Source organism: Ruegeria sp. CF1 (genome assembly GCF_056537445.1).
Genome location: NZ_JBQFRN010000004.1, coordinates 166,984 through 182,443, shown reverse-complemented (window position 1 = coordinate 182,443; position 15,460 = coordinate 166,984). Strand labels below are relative to the sequence as shown.

The 15,460-nt window shown below is 55.1% G+C and carries 15 protein-coding genes; 14 read left to right on the top strand and 1 reads right to left on the bottom strand.

Annotated elements, in window-relative coordinates; translation table 11 throughout:
- Nucleotides 1-41: 41 nt before the first annotated feature.
- The 3 genes from topA (at nt 42) to ACRZ96_RS10035 (ending at nt 4,089) form a co-directional block, all read left to right on the top strand.
- Nucleotides 42-2,666, top strand: a complete 2,625-nt coding sequence (topA, locus tag ACRZ96_RS10045; RefSeq protein ID WP_480791097.1) for a type I DNA topoisomerase — start codon at nt 42-44, stop codon at nt 2,664-2,666.
- 92 nt (nt 2,667-2,758) lie between these two features.
- Nucleotides 2,759-3,463 (top strand): CoA transferase subunit A, encoded by a 705-nt coding sequence (locus ACRZ96_RS10040; protein WP_480705566.1) that lies wholly within the window; start codon nt 2,759-2,761, stop codon nt 3,461-3,463.
- Entirely contained in the window at nt 3,463-4,089 is a 627-nt protein-coding gene (locus tag ACRZ96_RS10035; protein WP_170397333.1) for a 3-oxoacid CoA-transferase subunit B, read from the top strand. Before ACRZ96_RS10040 ends, ACRZ96_RS10035 begins: the two co-directional genes overlap by 1 nt.
- A 45-nt stretch (nt 4,090-4,134) precedes the next feature.
- Here ACRZ96_RS10035 and ACRZ96_RS10030 read toward each other — a convergent pair whose 3' ends face one another.
- A complete protein-coding gene (locus ACRZ96_RS10030; protein ID WP_170424291.1) occupies nt 4,135-5,001 on the bottom strand; it encodes a transglycosylase SLT domain-containing protein in 867 nt (288 codons plus the stop codon).
- Between the two features lie 352 nt (nt 5,002-5,353).
- Here ACRZ96_RS10030 and ACRZ96_RS10025 point away from each other — a divergent pair, with 352 nt between their 5' ends.
- From ACRZ96_RS10025 to ACRZ96_RS09975, 11 genes are all read left to right on the top strand, one after another.
- Nucleotides 5,354-5,548, top strand: coding sequence for a hypothetical protein (locus ACRZ96_RS10025; RefSeq protein ID WP_170397337.1), 195 nt, complete (start codon nt 5,354-5,356; stop codon nt 5,546-5,548).
- 94 nt (nt 5,549-5,642) lie between these two features.
- On the top strand, nt 5,643-5,825 hold the full coding sequence (locus ACRZ96_RS10020; RefSeq protein ID WP_170424293.1) for a hypothetical protein: 183 nt from the start codon (nt 5,643-5,645) through the stop codon (nt 5,823-5,825).
- Between the two features lie 168 nt (nt 5,826-5,993).
- Complete coding sequence (gene cpaB / locus ACRZ96_RS10015; protein ID WP_170424295.1) at nt 5,994-6,875, top strand: Flp pilus assembly protein CpaB; 882 nt, start codon at nt 5,994-5,996, stop codon at nt 6,873-6,875.
- 196 nt (nt 6,876-7,071) lie between these two features.
- A complete protein-coding gene (locus ACRZ96_RS10010; RefSeq protein ID WP_170397343.1) occupies nt 7,072-8,478 on the top strand; it encodes a type II and III secretion system protein family protein in 1,407 nt (468 codons plus the stop codon).
- 17 nt (nt 8,479-8,495) lie between these two features.
- Nucleotides 8,496-9,122 (top strand): OmpA family protein, encoded by a 627-nt coding sequence (locus ACRZ96_RS10005; protein ID WP_170397345.1) that lies wholly within the window; start codon nt 8,496-8,498, stop codon nt 9,120-9,122.
- A gap of 201 nt (nt 9,123-9,323) precedes the next feature.
- Nucleotides 9,324-10,556: an AAA family ATPase gene (locus ACRZ96_RS10000; RefSeq protein WP_170397347.1), complete on the top strand. Its 1,233-nt coding sequence runs from the start codon at nt 9,324-9,326 to the stop codon at nt 10,554-10,556.
- Between the two features lie 17 nt (nt 10,557-10,573).
- On the top strand, nt 10,574-12,013 hold the full coding sequence (locus ACRZ96_RS09995; RefSeq protein ID WP_170397349.1) for a TadA family conjugal transfer-associated ATPase: 1,440 nt from the start codon (nt 10,574-10,576) through the stop codon (nt 12,011-12,013).
- Nucleotides 12,014-12,025: 12 nt separating this feature from the next.
- A complete protein-coding gene (locus tag ACRZ96_RS09990; protein ID WP_170397358.1) occupies nt 12,026-12,994 on the top strand; it encodes a type II secretion system F family protein in 969 nt (322 codons plus the stop codon).
- 11 nt (nt 12,995-13,005) lie between these two features.
- A complete protein-coding gene (locus tag ACRZ96_RS09985; protein ID WP_170397360.1) occupies nt 13,006-13,983 on the top strand; it encodes a type II secretion system F family protein in 978 nt (325 codons plus the stop codon).
- A gap of 52 nt (nt 13,984-14,035) precedes the next feature.
- Nucleotides 14,036-14,578: a tetratricopeptide repeat protein gene (locus ACRZ96_RS09980; RefSeq protein ID WP_370644360.1), complete on the top strand. Its 543-nt coding sequence runs from the start codon at nt 14,036-14,038 to the stop codon at nt 14,576-14,578.
- Nucleotides 14,579-14,608: 30 nt separating this feature from the next.
- Nucleotides 14,609-15,460 carry a tetratricopeptide repeat protein gene (locus tag ACRZ96_RS09975; protein WP_170397362.1) on the top strand — a complete coding sequence of 284 codons (852 nt, stop codon included), beginning with the start codon at nt 14,609-14,611 and terminating at the stop codon, nt 15,458-15,460.

The following is a 15,460-nucleotide window of genomic DNA, read 5'->3' as shown; positions in this document are numbered from 1 at the left end:
CATACAAAGCGCAAAATCCGTCGAGCGAGGATTCCTCTTAAATGCCCGTAGTTGTTGTAGAATCTCCGGCCAAAGCAAAAACGATCAATAAATATCTTGGCCCCGACTACACCGTTTTGGCCTCATATGGCCATGTGCGGGACCTGCCGCCGAAGGATGGGTCGGTCGATCCCGAGCATGAATTTTCAATGAAATGGGAGGTCGGCAATGACAGCCGTAAGCATGTCAAAGCGATCGCCGACGCTCTGAAAGAAGACAACGCACTGATCCTCGCGACTGACCCTGATCGCGAAGGCGAGGCAATCAGCTGGCACCTGCAAGAAGCGCTGACCAAGCGGCGTTCGATCAAGAAGGACACGCCAGTCAGCCGCGTGACGTTCAACGCGATCACCAAGGACGCCGTGACCGAGGCGATGCAGAACCCGCGTGAGGTCGATATGCCGCTGGTCGAGGCCTATCTGGCCCGCCGCGCGCTGGACTATCTGGTAGGGTTCAACCTGTCGCCCGTTCTGTGGCGCAAGTTGCCAGGTGCCCGTTCAGCGGGGCGCGTGCAATCGGTCTGCCTGCGCCTCATCGTCGAACGCGAGATGGAGATCGAAGCCTTCAAGCCGGTCGAATACTGGTCGGTCAAGGCTGTGTTCGAGACGCCTAGGGGACAAACCTACGAGGCGCGTCTAGTCACGCTGGCAGGCAAGAAACTGGACAAGCACGATCTGGCCAACGCAACGCAGGCTGAGCTGGCGGTTCAGGCGATCACCAGCCGTGATCTGAGCGTGACATCGGTCGAGGCCAAGCCTGCCGCGCGCAACCCCTCTGCCCCGTTCATGACGTCGACCTTGCAGCAAGAAGCCAGCCGCAAGTTCGGCATGGGTGCACGCCATGCGATGCAGGTGGCCCAGCGGCTGTATGAGGCCGGATACATTACCTACATGCGAACCGACGGTATCGACATGGCCCCCGAGGCCGTGGCGGCAGCGCGCGATGCAATCGCCGACCGTTATGGTGCGGAATACGTGCCAGACAGCCCGCGCATGTACAAAAACAAGGCCAAGAACGCTCAGGAAGCACACGAGTGTATTCGCCCGACAGATATGTCGCGCGATGCCAAGGCGCTGAAGGTGACCGATGAGGATCAGCGCAAGCTTTATGATCTGATCTGGAAACGCACCATTGCCTGTCAGATGGCTGCCGCACGGCTTGAACGCACGACTGTCGAGATTACCAGCACGGACGGTCAGGTTGGCCTGCGCGCCACCGGTCAGGTGGTGCTGTTCGATGGCTTCATGCGCGTTTACGAAGAAGGCCGCGATGACGTGGTCGACGATGACGACAAGCGCTTGCCACAGATCATGCAGGGCGATCCCGCACGTTTTGCCAAGACCTCGCTGCGTGATCAGTTTGCCAAGGCCACCGCCGACTCGGAAAAGGCCGCCATTCTGGCCGAGAACGAATCCGTTCTGGCGCTGCAGCACCACACCCAACCGCCGCCGCGCTATACAGAGGCCACGCTGGTCAAACGGATGGAAGAGCTGGGGATCGGGCGTCCGTCGACCTATGCCTCGATTGTCACCACGATTCAGGATCGTGAATATGTACGTAAAGACAAGAATCGGCTGATCCCCGAAGAAAAGGGCCGGATCGTCACCATCTTCCTGCTGAATTTCTTTCGCCAGTATGTGGGCTACGAGTTCACCGCCAATCTGGAAGAAGAGCTTGACGACGTCAGCGCAGGTGAACGCGACTACAAGGATCTGCTGGGCAAGTTCTGGCGCGATTTCTCTGCCGCGATTGGTGAGACATCGGAGCTGCGTATCTCGGAAGTGCTGGACAAGCTGGACGAAGCGCTGGCACCGCAGCTGTATCCGCCGCGTGAAGATGGCTCGGACCCGCGCATTTGCCCGAAATGCGGTGTTGGCCAGTTACATCTGAAAACCTCGCGCACCGGCGGGTTTGTCGGTTGTGGCAACTATCCTGAGTGCACTTATACCCGTCCGATCGCTGGTGAGGGCGCGGAAGGTGACGAGCGTTTGCTGGGCGAAGATGGGGGCGATGAGATCTGGCTGAAATCCGGTCGATTTGGGCCATATGTCCAGCGCGGAGAGCCCACGCCTGAGAACAAGAAGCCTCCTCGTGCGTCCCTGCCCCGTGGCTGGAGCAAAGACGACATGGATCTGGAGAAAGCGCTGACTCTTCTGTCCTTGCCCCGTCAGATCGGCGAGCACCCCGAAGGCGGCATGATCAGTTCGAACTTTGGTCGCTTTGGACCTTATCTAATGCATCAGTTGGCCGACGAGGCAAAGCCTGTCTACGCCAACCTCAAAGACCCGAACGATGTGTTTGAGATCGGCATGAACCGCGCCGTCGAACTGTTGGCCGAAAAACGCGCCAATCCAGGTCGCGGACGTCGGGCGGCCGCGAAGCCGCTGAAAGAACTTGGCGAGCATCCCGATGGCGGTGCGATGCAGGTACTGGACGGGCGCTATGGACCGTATGTGAAATGGGAAAAGGTCAACGCGACGATCCCCAAAGACATCAAGCCCGAGGATGTGACCCAGGAAATGGCCATCGAACTGGTCAATGAACGCGCGGCCAAGAAAGGCACAAAGAAAAAGGCAGCCCCCAAGAAGAAAGCTGCTGCCAAGAAGACCACCAAGAAAGCAAGTTAGGTAGAAATACCACCTGACCCTTGGATTCGTTGACTTCCCCGTGACGTGGCGGCACAAATCGGCCCAACACCATGTCATTGGGGGAGTTTTCCATGAAGAAAATCTATGACAATGCCTATGAGGCGCTCGATGGGGTGATATCGGACGGCATGCTGATCGCTGCGGGCGGCTTTGGGCTGTGCGGTATCCCGGAAATGCTGCTTGAAGCGATCAAGGCCTCAGGCGCGAAGGATCTGACATTTGCCTCGAATAACGCAGGTGTGGATGATTTTGGCATCGGCATCCTGCTGCAAACCAAGCAGGTCAAAAAGATGATCAGCTCTTACGTTGGGGAAAACGCCGAATTCATGCGCCAGTATCTGAGTGGAGAACTGGAGCTGGAATTCAATCCACAAGGCACACTGGCCGAGCGGATGCGGGCCGGTGGCGCTGGCATCCCCGGGTTTTACACCAAGACGGGCGTAGGAACGGTGATCGCGGAAGGCAAAGAGCACAAGGACTTCAACGGCGAGACCTATATCATGGAGGAAGGCATCTTCGCCGACCTCGCGATCGTAAAGGCGTGGAAAGCCGATGACACCGGGAACCTCGTGTTCCGCAAGACCGCCCGCAACTTTAACGTGCCCGCAGCGACTTGCGGCAAGATTTGTGTGGCTGAGGTTGAAGAAATCGTCCCGCGCGGCTCGCTGGACCCGGATGGCATCCACCTGCCCGGCATCTATGTGCATCGCATTATCCAAGGCAGCCACGAAAAGCGCATCGAACAGCGCACCACCCGCAAGAAGGAGGACGCATAATGCCCTGGGATCGCAATCAGATGGCCGCACGTGCGGCAGAAGAGCTGGAAGACGGCATGTATGTGAACCTCGGCATCGGTATTCCGACGCTGGTGGCGAACTATGTAGGGGACAAGGACATCACCCTACAGTCCGAAAACGGTATGCTGGGCATGGGGCCTTTCCCGTTTGAGGGCGAGGAAGACGCTGACCTGATCAACGCAGGCAAGCAGACGATTACCGAACTGTCCCGCACCTCTTACTTCGATAGCGCGACCTCGTTCGCCATGATCCGAGGCGGTAAGATCGCTGCTGCGATTTTGGGTGCGATGGAAGTGGACGAGAAAGGAGACCTGGCCAACTGGATGATCCCCGGCAAGCTGGTCAAAGGTATGGGCGGTGCGATGGATCTGGTCGCTGGCGTTGGTCGCGTGATTGTAGTGATGGATCACACCAACAAGCATGGTGATTCAAAAGTGCTGAAGGAATGCACGCTGCCTCTGACTGGCCAGGGCGTTGTGGATCGCATCATCACCAATCTGGGTGTTCTGGATGTCGTCGAAGGTGGCCTGAAGATCGTCGAACTGGCCGATGGCGTCAGCGAGGACGAGATGCGAGGAGCGACTCAGGCAACAATCGTAGATTGACCTCAGGCCAATGATTCATAAGGCCCGCTGCGACGCGGGCCTTTTTTAGTTCGAAGTCTGAAAAATGCAGGGGTCCGAAACGAACTGCGGTGTTGTTGTACAAAGAGCACTCGCGACCTGAAACGCGGCCAGAACCTTGGGCACGTAGTCTCTGGTCTCGGCATAAGGTGGCACACCACTATGCTTGCGCACGGCCCCTTCGCCGGCATTGTAACCTGCCAGTACGAGAATCGGGTCATTGTCGAACTCGTTCATGAGCCAATGCAGGTATTTGACCCCACCTTCGATATTCTGTTCAGGTTTCAGGCTGTCCTCTACCCCAAAACGTTCGGCGGTAGCTGGCATCAATTGCATCAAGCCCTGCGCCCCGGCAGAACTGACAGCCTGTGTGCGGCCCGCAGATTCTACCGAGATAACGGCTAGGACAAGTGCGGGTGAGACATTCGTCCCTACGGTCGAACGTAGAATATCCACCCCTCGCTTTTCTGCGATGTCTTGCAAGGTCTGCAGACGCGGCGCCGCGACACCCGTGGCAGTAAGCGCTTGAACGGCCTCTCTCAGCCTACCTGCGCTGGCCTGCGCCAGATCGGGGGATACCCGGCTCCAGAATGCTTTATAAGAGCCAACTGGCTTGGTCGCCCCCGCAATCTTCTGAGGAACCGATGGGGGCGGCTTTGCGATAGCGGCAATCTCAGGCACTTCCAGCTTGGCGCCAGTGCTGGGGGCTGATGGTGATGCTGCATGTTGTTCGGGCGTGATCTGAATCGTCACGCGCGGACGTGTCCCCGGTTTAGGGGCCTTTATGCGCTTATAGACGCCGCGCGGCTCGGTTTCGGTTGCAGTGACAGGAATTGCACCCGCCATCAGAAACACCGCTGCACCGGCGCATATTACTGCGTCCCGGAAATACATTTGCCTGCCTCGATTTCTTATCTTTTGAAGCATTTTGAACATCATAACGGCCCGCAACACCAGAAAAACCAAGCGAATTGGGGCAATTTCGCCTCAATTGCCGCCATTTTGCATCGCCCACGCAACGGAAGTACAAAAAAGGTGTGATTTTTTTTATTTATTTCCAATTAGTTACTAAATTCACCAACAAAAAATTAAGCTTTGAGCAAAAAAATATTGGTTTGGCCCAATTCCTGCCACGCACAGGGGTCAAACATATATCCATACCGAGACGATCGGGAGCGGACTGAGAGAGAAAGCTCTGAAAGACGCCGAGGTTAATTAATTTTTGATCCTTTAGGAGGGACATAACATGATCAAGTTCATCAAGAACTTCCGCAAAGACGAAGACGGCGCCGTAACTGTAGACTGGGTCGTTCTGACCGCAGCTGTTGTTGGCCTGGCAGCCGTTGCTTACAACCAGATCCACAATGGTGCCAGCAGCCTGGCAGGCAACATCGATGACGCTCTGGGTTCGGTAACTGTGACAGTTCCGGATACCGAATAATCTGTTATCGGTCTAGCATAACAACTTGGGGCCATGTCTTTACTCAAAGGCGTGGCCCCTTTGTTTTCAGAAGAGAGCGATCCGGTATAGTCCAATGTTAAAAAGAGTATATAGTTTCCGAACCGATGAGACCGGCGCGATAACCGTAGACTGGGTGGTTTTAACTGCTGCAATCGCAGGTCTCGCCGCAATAATCTACTTCATCCTGAGCCAAGGACTTCTAACAGCGGGACAGCCGATCGCAAATGTAGAAGTAGAAGAGATGGTCTTTGAGTAGCGCGGGCCCGTTCCCATTTACTAGCGAAACGGCAACCCTGCGAATAAGCGTATTTTCTGCCAAAAATTACCGGGATTGTCCGCTTTTTCGACACAATTGAAAAATATCTTGGATCCTGAATCGATGTGACTTCAAGAGTCGCGGTCTACGGAAAATAAAGAGGGACAAATGCGAGCTGTTTTTGGACTTGTTCTTATCATCGGGGTCGCGTTGGCCGGTGGTGCTGTCTATATGGCACGCGAATACATCACGGACAATCAGGCCAAACTTGCACAGGAACGCAAGTTGCGCGAAGAGGCGCTTGCCAATGCGCAGGCGGGCATCGTCCCGACCGTAGGCGTTTTGGTTTCGAATCGCTCCTTCAAATACGGCGAACGTTTGAACCAGGAAGATATCCGCGTCGTTCAGTGGCCAGAGGATGCGATTCCCGAGGGTGCCTTTGTGGACATGACAACCCTATTCCCGGAAATCAAAAACAATGAACGATTCGTTCTCCGCGCGATGGAGAAAGACGAAGCGATTATGGAAGTCAAAGTCACCAATCCAGGCGAGACTGCTGGCCTCAGGTCGCAATTGCCCAAGGGAATGCGCGCATTTGCGATAAGCGTTGATGTGGCATCTGGCGTATCAGGCTTTTTGCGCCCGGGCGATACGGTGGACGTGTATTGGACCGGCTCATTACGTGGCACCAGCGATTCTGGCCGCGGTGAGATTACTCGTTTGGTGCTGACGAACATCGAATTGGTCGCTGTTGATCAGTCGGCGGGTCTGGATGTGACCGGCACAACCATTGCTCGCACGGTCACAGTTGCAGCGACGCCACAACAGATCGCCGCTTTGGCACAGGCTCAGAACACGGGTCGCATGTCGCTGGCACTGGTTGGCGCTCAAGATGACAAGGTGGCAGAGGTGGTTGAAGTCGATCAGCAGTCTTTGCTTGGCATTGAAGAGAGGGCCCCGGCCCCCGTCGCAGCTCCGGAGAAGGTCTGCACAATCCGCACCCGTCGTGGCGGCGAGACGGTAGAGACCCCAATTCCCTGTACAAACTAACTAAGTTTCAGACCTTTACGAGACAAAGACCGCGCATTTTGCGCGGTCTCTTTCTTTGTGTTGTTGCGCATAATCCACATAAGGAACTTTCCAGAAACCATTGATTATTGCAATAAATCTGGTTCTGTCGCAGGGTTTCATAGCATAGGGCATAAGACCCAAAAAAAATCGAGTGGTGATCGGAGAGGCAGGTCACATGACAATACGTTCCTGGATCAGCGCAACCCTGCTGGGGTTGTCGCTAGTTGTGAGCCCAATCGGCGATGCCGCTTGGGCCCAAAATCTTCGCGTGGTTAAAAAGGGTACGGCGGAAACGCTGGATGTCCCCGTAAATCGCGCAATCGTGGTGGAGAGCGAACAACCGTTCGCAGACATCAGCATTGCTAATGCAGGCATAGCGGATATTTCGACCCTGTCGGACCGCACTATCTATGTTCTCGGTCGGGCACCGGGTACAACCACCCTGACAATGTTCGACGGCGCGGGTAATCTGATTACCAACGTGCGTGTGCGTGTTTCCCCTGATGTTTCGGAATTCAAAGAACGCTTGCGTCAGATTCTTCCCAGTGAGCGAATCGAGGTTCGGACCGCCAATGATGGGATCGTCTTGTCGGGAACAGTTTCCAGCAGTGCCAAACTGGCGCGTGCGCTTGAGTTGGCAGAACGGTATGCCCCTGAACGTGTATCGAACCTGATGAATGTCGGTGGCGTGCAGCAGGTCATGCTGAAAGTGCGCTTTGCGGAAATGAACCGCTCTGTAGCCAAAAACTTGTCGGCATCGTTGGGCTTTGGCGGTGGCGACACCACTGCGGGCTTCAATTCCTTGAATAACCAGGGCGCACTGAACAACGCACTGGCGAACAACATCCCGTTTGTTCAGACAAATTCCGGTGCCATTCTCTTCGGTTTCGGCGCGGGGTCGACACAGGTTAGACTGCTTTTGGAAGCCCTTGAAACCAAGGGTTTGGTTCGCAGCTTGGCAGAACCGAATCTTTCTGCACTGTCTGGCCAAGAGGCGGAGTTCCTTGCCGGTGGTGAGGTGCCAATCCCAGTACCCCAAGGCGACGGTGTTGTTGCGATCGAGTATCGTCAGTTTGGCGTACAGCTGCTGTTTGTTCCGCGCGTCGTCGATGGCAACCTGATCAACCTGGAACTGGGTGCATCAGTATCGAGCATCGACCAGAGTGCGAACTTCACGATCAACGGCGACAATGTTCCCAGCTTCATCACGCGTCAAACCCGGACAACCATCGAGTTGCGCGACGGTGAGAGCTTTGCCATTGCAGGCCTAATCCAGGATGATTTCACGGATCTGAACAGCCAGGTTCCCTGGCTTGGCGATGTGCCTGTATTGGGCGCGTTGTTCAGGAGCGCTCAGTATCAGCGTGAGCAGAGTGAATTGATCATCATCATTACCGCGCATCTGGTGTCGCCCACTCGTGGCGAGGCGCTTGCCCTGCCGACCGATCGTGTGAAACCGCCCAGCGAGTTCGATCTGTTCGTAAACGGCAAGATCTCTCGGACTGAACGCGCCGGAAATGGTGCAGCCTCTGAAGTTGCCAATCAGGATTTTGGCACCTCTTACGGCTACGTGCTGGACTGATAGAGAGGATAGAACCAATGGAAAAGTGGATCATCACACTGGGTCTTTCGGTTGCTGTCGCCGGTTGTACACGCGAGGCCGGGTACGAAATCGATCAGGGCACGTTTGGTAACGCTACACTGAACAACATTCAGGTCATGAATGGTGAGTTGACGTATGGCCAAATCCTCGCGCGGCGTTTCGCTGCCGAGGTGCCAACACAGATCAACTTTGCCTTCGATAGCGCGCAATTGGACGCTTCGGCGCAACGAATCCTGTTGCAGCAGGCGGCCTGGATCAAACAGTTCCCCGAGGCGCGGTTCCGTGTCTATGGGCACACGGATGCCGTTGGCTCTGAGGCATATAACAAGCGATTGGGCCAGCGCCGCGCCAATGCCGCCGTTGCATTCCTGACACGACAAGGAATATCGCGTTCACGGTTGGAAGCCGTTGTTTCCTTTGGCAAATCCAGGCCGTTGGTTGCCACCCAAGATCGGGATCGACGCAATCGGCGGACAGTGACCGAGGTATCCGGCTTCTTCGACCGGCATCCAAATATTCTAGATGGAAAATATGCGGACGTGATCTATCGCGAATACATCTCAAGCGCGATCCCGATAAGCGATATCCAACGGCAAGAAGACGCCGGTGGTACCAGCGACTAATAAATAGGAAATGGGCGGCATTGTCGCCCATTTCCCTACAATTGGTTCTTTTGCGCCCAATTCTTGCCTAACTTCCAAGCCACTTTGTGAACAATTGGGTGACCTGCGGCCAAAATCGACCGCATCGGGCGACAGCATACCAGAACTGAATCTTCTCGCGTTCAAATGGTTTGCTCAGCCCTCTCGATGAGGATTGTGTTAATGACGAGCGCGACGCCGCAAGACGATAATAACGCCATTTTGGCCTGTACCATCAGCCGTGATGTCCAGAACTTCGACCTTTTGATCGAGGATATGGAAGCTGCGCTGGGCGAACGCTGGGGTGATCTTGGATTTGCCGAAGCGCTTGCGTTCTTTAGCCAACCCGAAGCCAAGACGCTTCAATTTGTAGCGCTGGCGCTGGACGGCGATGATGAAGACAACCTGACACTGATGGGTGAGATCATCACTCAGGCCAAGGAAAAAGGCATCAAAGTTGTCTTGATCGCCGAGGATGTCACCCCTGCCGCATTGCATCAACTGCTACGCAGAGGTGCGGACGAGTTTGTCCCCTACCCGCTTCCCGAAAATGAACTTCAGGAAGCAATCGATCGTATGCAACAACCCGATCCGGTTGTGGCACCACAAGCAGCGCCTACTGCGACGAACGGCTCCTCGAAAGAAGGGGCGCTTTTTGTCGTACAGGGTCTGGCAGGTGGTGTCGGTTCTACAACCATGGCGGTCAATCTGGCATGGGAACTTGTAACGGTTTCAGCCAAAGAAGCCCCGAAAGTGTGCCTGATCGACCTGGATCTGCAATACGGCACTGTTTCGACCTATTTGGATCTGCCTCGTCATGAAGCCGTGTTCGAAATGCTCTCAGACACGGATTCGATGGACGAAGACTCCTTTGGACAAGCGCTCCAGACGTTTGAAGAGAAGCTGCAAGTTCTAACGGCACCATCTGACATGGTGCCGCTGGACATCATCACGCCTGAGGACATTCAGCGTGTGATCGACACCGCACGCGCGAATTTTGATTATGTCGTCATAGACATGCCAAAAACACTTGTTCACTGGTCAGAAACGGTTCTGCAGGCCGCCCATGTCTATTTTGCGTTGCTTGAGCTGGATATGCGCTCGGCCCAGAACGCATTGCGTCTGAAACGGGCACTGCAGGCCGAAGAATTACCCTTCAACAAACTGCGGTTTGCTATGAACCGGGCTCCTAAATTTACCGATCTCAACGGTAAAAGCCGGGTTAAACGTATGGGTGAAAGTCTGGGTATTTCCATTGATCTGCTTCTGCCCGATGGCGGCAAACCCGTCATGCAAAGCGGCGACCACGGTTTACCGCTGGCAAATTCAGCGGCCAAGAACCCGCTGCGCCGGGAAATCGCCAAATTGGCTCAATCGCTTCATAGCCTTGGCAGTAGTGACGCCGAAGCCGCATAACTCAAAGGGGAGCTGCCGTGTTTTCAAGATACAAAAAACAGCCTTCGGCACAGCCGGTTGAAACCCAGGCGTCGAAAGTCGAGGCCCCGGCAGCAGCAGCTGCGGCACCAGCTGCCAACGCAATTGCGCGCAAGCCGGTCAAGAAAAAGGCGGCAGAAGTTGTTGGAAACGACAAGGAACGCAAGCGCAAGGAACGGCTGGGCGAAATCAAGCTTGAGCTGCACCGCGAGCTTCTTGAAAACCTGAACCTCGCAGCCCTTGAAAAAGCTGAAGAATCAGAACTGCGGACAGAAATCAGCGCGATTGCCAGCGAAGTTCTGGAAGCCCGCAACATCGTTCTGAACCGTGAAGACCGCAGCCAGCTAAACAAAGAGCTTTATGACGAGGTCACCGGTCTCGGGCCGCTGGAAGCGCTGCTACAAGACGACTCGGTCAACGATATTCTGGTCAACGGCCCCCAGCAGATTTTTGTCGAACGGGCCGGTAAGCTTGAGATCAGCGACATCACGTTCAAAGACGAAAAGCACCTGATGCGGATCATCGACAAGATCGTTTCTGCCGTTGGTCGCCGTGTCGATGAATCCAACCCGTATGTTGACGCCCGCTTGGCTGATGGCTCACGTTTCAATGCGATGGTGCCGCCGATCGCGGTGGATGGTTCGCTTGTTTCCATTCGTAAGTTTAAGAAAGACAAGCTCGGCATCGACGATCTGGTCAATTTCGGTGCGTTTACCGAAGAAATGGCAGCCTATCTGCAAGCCGCCGTGTCGACTCGTCTGAATATCATTGTTTCGGGCGGTACCGGTTCCGGTAAAACGACAACGCTGAACGCGCTGTCGAGCTTTATCGACGACGCCGAGCGCATTCTGACCATTGAGGATACCGCGGAACTTCAGCTGCAGCAGACCCATGTGGGTCGGATGGAAAGCCGTCCGCCCAACGTTGAAGGCAAAGGCGAGGTCAGTCCACGCGATTGTTTGAAAAACGCCCTGCGGATGCGCCCCGACCGCATCATCGTGGGCGAGACCCGTGGCGCCGAAGTGATCGATATGCTGCAGGCCATGAATACCGGCCACGACGGATCAATGACCACGATCCACGCGAACTCGGCCCGTGACGGTATCTCGCGTCTTGAAAACATGATCGCCATGGCGGGGATCGAAATGCCGATCAAAGCGGTCCGCAGCCAGATCTCGTCGGCTGTGAATCTGATCGTTCAGGCCAGCCGTCTGCAGGATGGTTCGCGCCGGATGACATCAATCACCGAAATTACCGGCATGGAAGGTGACGTCATCTCGATGCAGGAAATATTTAAATTTCAACGTGTTGGCCTGACCCCCGACAACAAGATCATCGGTCATTTCACCGCCACAGGTGTGCGCAGCCACTATTCCGAGCGCTTCCGTCTGTGGGGCTTCGATCTGCCCGCCTCGATCTACGATCCAACCACGATGTAGGAGAACCAAGATATGCAACTGCCTGTCGAGGCGCTCATCTACATCGTGATTTTCGTCGGGGTCTTTGCCCTGGTCGAAGGTATCTATCTCGTCGCATTCGGAAAATCGATCAGCCTGAACAGCCGCGTCAATCGCAGGCTGGACATGATCGATAAGGGCGTCGGGCGCGAGCAAGTACTGGAGCAGCTGCGCAAGGAAATGCAGCAGCACATGAAATCGCAGAGCATACCGCTCTACTCGCTATTGGCAGACAAGGCGCAGAAGGCGGCGATCGCCTTCTCTCCTCGGCAGTTGATTGTGATCATGGCACTGGTTTCAGGGCTGGCTTTTGTAGGTTTGAGCGTAGGAACAGCGACCGAACCGACGCTTCGGGCGGCTCTATCGGTCGCGATCGGGGTCGGAGCGGTGTACGCTTGGGTCAATAACAAAGCCAATAAACGTATGGCCTTGATTGAAGAACAATTGCCCGACGCGGTGGAACTGATGGTTCGGTCACTTCGCGTCGGAAACCCATTTGTTTCCTCGATCCAAATCGTTGCTAACGAGGTCGAGGACCCCCTTGCGACAGAGTTCGGTGTTATCTCGGATGAATCCGCTTATGGCCGGGATGTCGGTGAAGCACTCAAAGATATGGCAGAGCGGCTGGACATGCAGGATTTACGGTTTTTGGCCGTCGCCGTTTCGATCCAGCAGCAATCGGGGGGTAACCTTGCCGATATTTTGGCTGGATTGGCCAAGGTGATCCGCGCGCGTTTCCGACTGTTCCGCCGGGTGAACGCTATCACCGCCGAAGCCAAATGGTCAGGTAAATTCCTGTCGGGTTTCCCGGTCGCCTGTCTTTTGTTCATCATGGTTAAGGACCCGAACTACTACGACGCCGTAATCGACGATCCGCTTTTCATTCCGGCATGTTTCTTTGTCGGCATCACGCTGACCCTGAACCTGATCGTCATGCGTATCCTGACCGACATTAAGGTTTAAGAGGCCCAAAGATGGAATTTTTGAACCAGATCAATGAGCTGTTGAAGCAGAACTTGGGTGAATTCGGTCCGCTGATTGTCGTGGGCGTTTTGGGATTGTTCATGATCCTGGTCACAATCCCGCTGATGCTGAACCAGCCGGAAGACCCACTAAAGAAGTTGCAGCGGTCAAATTCACCGCCAAAAAACAACAAGAAAGAAAAGAAAGAGCGTCTCAGAACAGCCAGCCGGAACGAACAGCTTGAGAAATTCGCCAACTTTCTAGAACCAAAGAACGAAGAAGAGTATACCGCCGTTCAACTCAAGTTGAGGCAAGCCGGCTATCAGTCCAAGGACGCGGTTCGTTTCTATCACTTCGCTCAGTTCGCATTGGGCATAATCGGGATCCTGATCGGCGTCTCGCTGGTTACCGTGTTTGCGGGCGATCAGGAATTTGACTCGACACAAATCCTCATTCGCGTTCTGGGACCTGGTATTGCGGGTTACTTCGTGCCCAAATACTGGATCACGCGGCGCGTAGAGGAACGCAAGGAAGCGATCGTAAATGGTTTCCCTGATACGCTCGATCTGATGTTGGTATGCGTCGAGGCCGGGCAGTCCTTGGATCAGGCCATTGTACGGGTCGCGTCTGAGATGAAAGCATCTTACCCAGACATCGCGCTTGAGTTCGAGGTTGTCGCCTACGAAATGAAAGCCGGTAAAGAAAAGGACACCGTTTTGCGCGACTTCGCGACGCGATGCGGCGTTCAGGACGTTAGTGCGTTCGTCACCGTGATGATCCAATCAGCGACATTCGGGACATCCATTGCCGAAGCGTTGCGGGTTTATGCCGATGAAATGCGTGACAAACGCGTGATGCGCGCCGAAGAGGCAGCGAATAAGTTGCCAACCAAAATGACGCTTGCGACAATGATGTTGACCGTCCCTCCTCTGCTGGTCATCCTTGTTGGACCTTCGGCAAAAGGTATTATGGAGTTTGGAAACCGATAACGCCTTCCCGCTTCTTCGCTGGGTTGCCAAATCAGGTTGTTGGCACCTTCGTATGACAATTCAGGCCGCCATGGTTTTCACCATGGTGGCCTCTTGCACTGAAACAGGCGCGACAGACGATCCGTTTGCCCCTGGCGTCGACCCTGATGGGCCTGCGGTAGATGAGGTGACGGTCGGAAACCGATTGATGGCGGCGGGCGAATATGAGCTTGCACTTGAATCCTTCACTCGTGCCGCGTTGCAACAGGGTATGACCCCGCAAATCCTGACTTCGCTTGGGACAGCTAATTTGGGATTGCGCCGGATTGGCCAAGCTGAACCGCTATTGCGTCGTGCTGTCGAGGACGATCCCGAGTGGCCTGTGGCATGGAACAACCTGGGTGTTTTCTTGGTGGAAACGGGCGAATATGCCGAAGCCGCGCAGATGTTCCGCAGAGCCTATGCGCTGGACAATGGCGAAAGTGACGCAATCCGCGACAATCTGCGGTTAGCACTCGCAAAAATGGAAAATCCTGTTAATAATACCCCACAAGAACAAGAATTTGAACTGGAGCAGCGCGGCAACGGGCAATTTGTTCTGCGTAAAATCCAGTAATAGAGGCAGAGCAGTAAAGGACGCACAAAAATGCGCCAACCCTTCTTGATTCCGACGATGCTGGCGTGCGGGCTGGTTTTGGCCGCCTGCGCAAAGGAAACCGAAGAGGAAAAGGTTGAACGTACTTTTCAGGAAGTGAACGTCATCGACGAGACCAACCTGAATGACGTGATGCTGAATGCGGCCGATCCCAATGAGGCGGTGACCTATTTCCAAAGTGCGGCCGCCAAGAACCCTGACCGCATCGACCTGCAACGAGGACTAGCGATCACGCTGACCCGTGCCAAGCGCAGCACTGAAGCTTCCGCCGCGTGGAAACGAGTGCTGAGCATGAAAGGGGCCAACAACGCCGACCGTGTCGAATACGCTGATGCGCAGATTCGCAGCGGCAACTGGGACGGCGCAAAGGCGACATTGGACAAGATCCCCCCTACATATGAAACCTTTAAACGGTATCGGCTTGAAGCGCTGGTGGCAGATGCCAAAAAAGACTGGAATCGCGCCGACCATTACTACGAAACCGCGGTGGGCCTGACGACCCGCCCTGCCGGAGTCATGAACAACTGGGGCTATTCCAAACTAACGCGCGGGCAATATGCGGAAGCCGAGCGGCTGTTTACCGACGCCATTAGGCAGGACAATTCTATGTTCACCGCCAAAAACAACCTTGTTCTGGCGCGCAGCGCACAGGGCAACTACAGCGTTCCTGTTGTCCCAATGACGCAGACCGAACGGGCGAAACTGTTGAACACCATGGCCATTTCAGCCGTGAAACAGGGGAATATCAACCTGGCCAAGAACCTCTATCGCGAGGCGATTTCCACCCACCCGCAGCATTATGACGAGGCGGTCCGCTCGCTTCGGGCCCTTGAGGACGCCTGA

Excerpts from the sequence above, each read along its gene's own strand:
- topA (WP_480791097.1), top strand. The coding sequence starts at position 42 with ATGCCCGTAGTTGTTGTAGAATCTCCGGCCAAAGCAAAAACGATCAAT.
- ACRZ96_RS10040 (WP_480705566.1), top strand. The coding sequence starts at position 2,759 with ATGAAGAAAATCTATGACAATGCCTATGAGGCGCTCGATGGGGTGATA.
- ACRZ96_RS10035 (WP_170397333.1), top strand. The coding sequence starts at position 3,463 with ATGCCCTGGGATCGCAATCAGATGGCCGCACGTGCGGCAGAAGAGCTG.
- ACRZ96_RS10030 (WP_170424291.1), bottom strand. The coding sequence starts at position 5,001 with ATGTATTTCCGGGACGCAGTAATATGCGCCGGTGCAGCGGTGTTTCTG.
- ACRZ96_RS10025 (WP_170397337.1), top strand. The coding sequence starts at position 5,354 with ATGATCAAGTTCATCAAGAACTTCCGCAAAGACGAAGACGGCGCCGTA.
- ACRZ96_RS10020 (WP_170424293.1), top strand. The coding sequence starts at position 5,643 with ATGTTAAAAAGAGTATATAGTTTCCGAACCGATGAGACCGGCGCGATA.
- cpaB (WP_170424295.1), top strand. The coding sequence starts at position 5,994 with ATGCGAGCTGTTTTTGGACTTGTTCTTATCATCGGGGTCGCGTTGGCC.
- ACRZ96_RS10010 (WP_170397343.1), top strand. The coding sequence starts at position 7,072 with ATGACAATACGTTCCTGGATCAGCGCAACCCTGCTGGGGTTGTCGCTA.
- ACRZ96_RS10005 (WP_170397345.1), top strand. The coding sequence starts at position 8,496 with ATGGAAAAGTGGATCATCACACTGGGTCTTTCGGTTGCTGTCGCCGGT.
- ACRZ96_RS10000 (WP_170397347.1), top strand. The coding sequence starts at position 9,324 with ATGACGAGCGCGACGCCGCAAGACGATAATAACGCCATTTTGGCCTGT.
- ACRZ96_RS09990 (WP_170397358.1), top strand. The coding sequence starts at position 12,026 with ATGCAACTGCCTGTCGAGGCGCTCATCTACATCGTGATTTTCGTCGGG.
- ACRZ96_RS09985 (WP_170397360.1), top strand. The coding sequence starts at position 13,006 with ATGGAATTTTTGAACCAGATCAATGAGCTGTTGAAGCAGAACTTGGGT.
- ACRZ96_RS09980 (WP_370644360.1), top strand. The coding sequence starts at position 14,036 with ATGACAATTCAGGCCGCCATGGTTTTCACCATGGTGGCCTCTTGCACT.
- ACRZ96_RS09975 (WP_170397362.1), top strand. The coding sequence starts at position 14,609 with ATGCGCCAACCCTTCTTGATTCCGACGATGCTGGCGTGCGGGCTGGTT.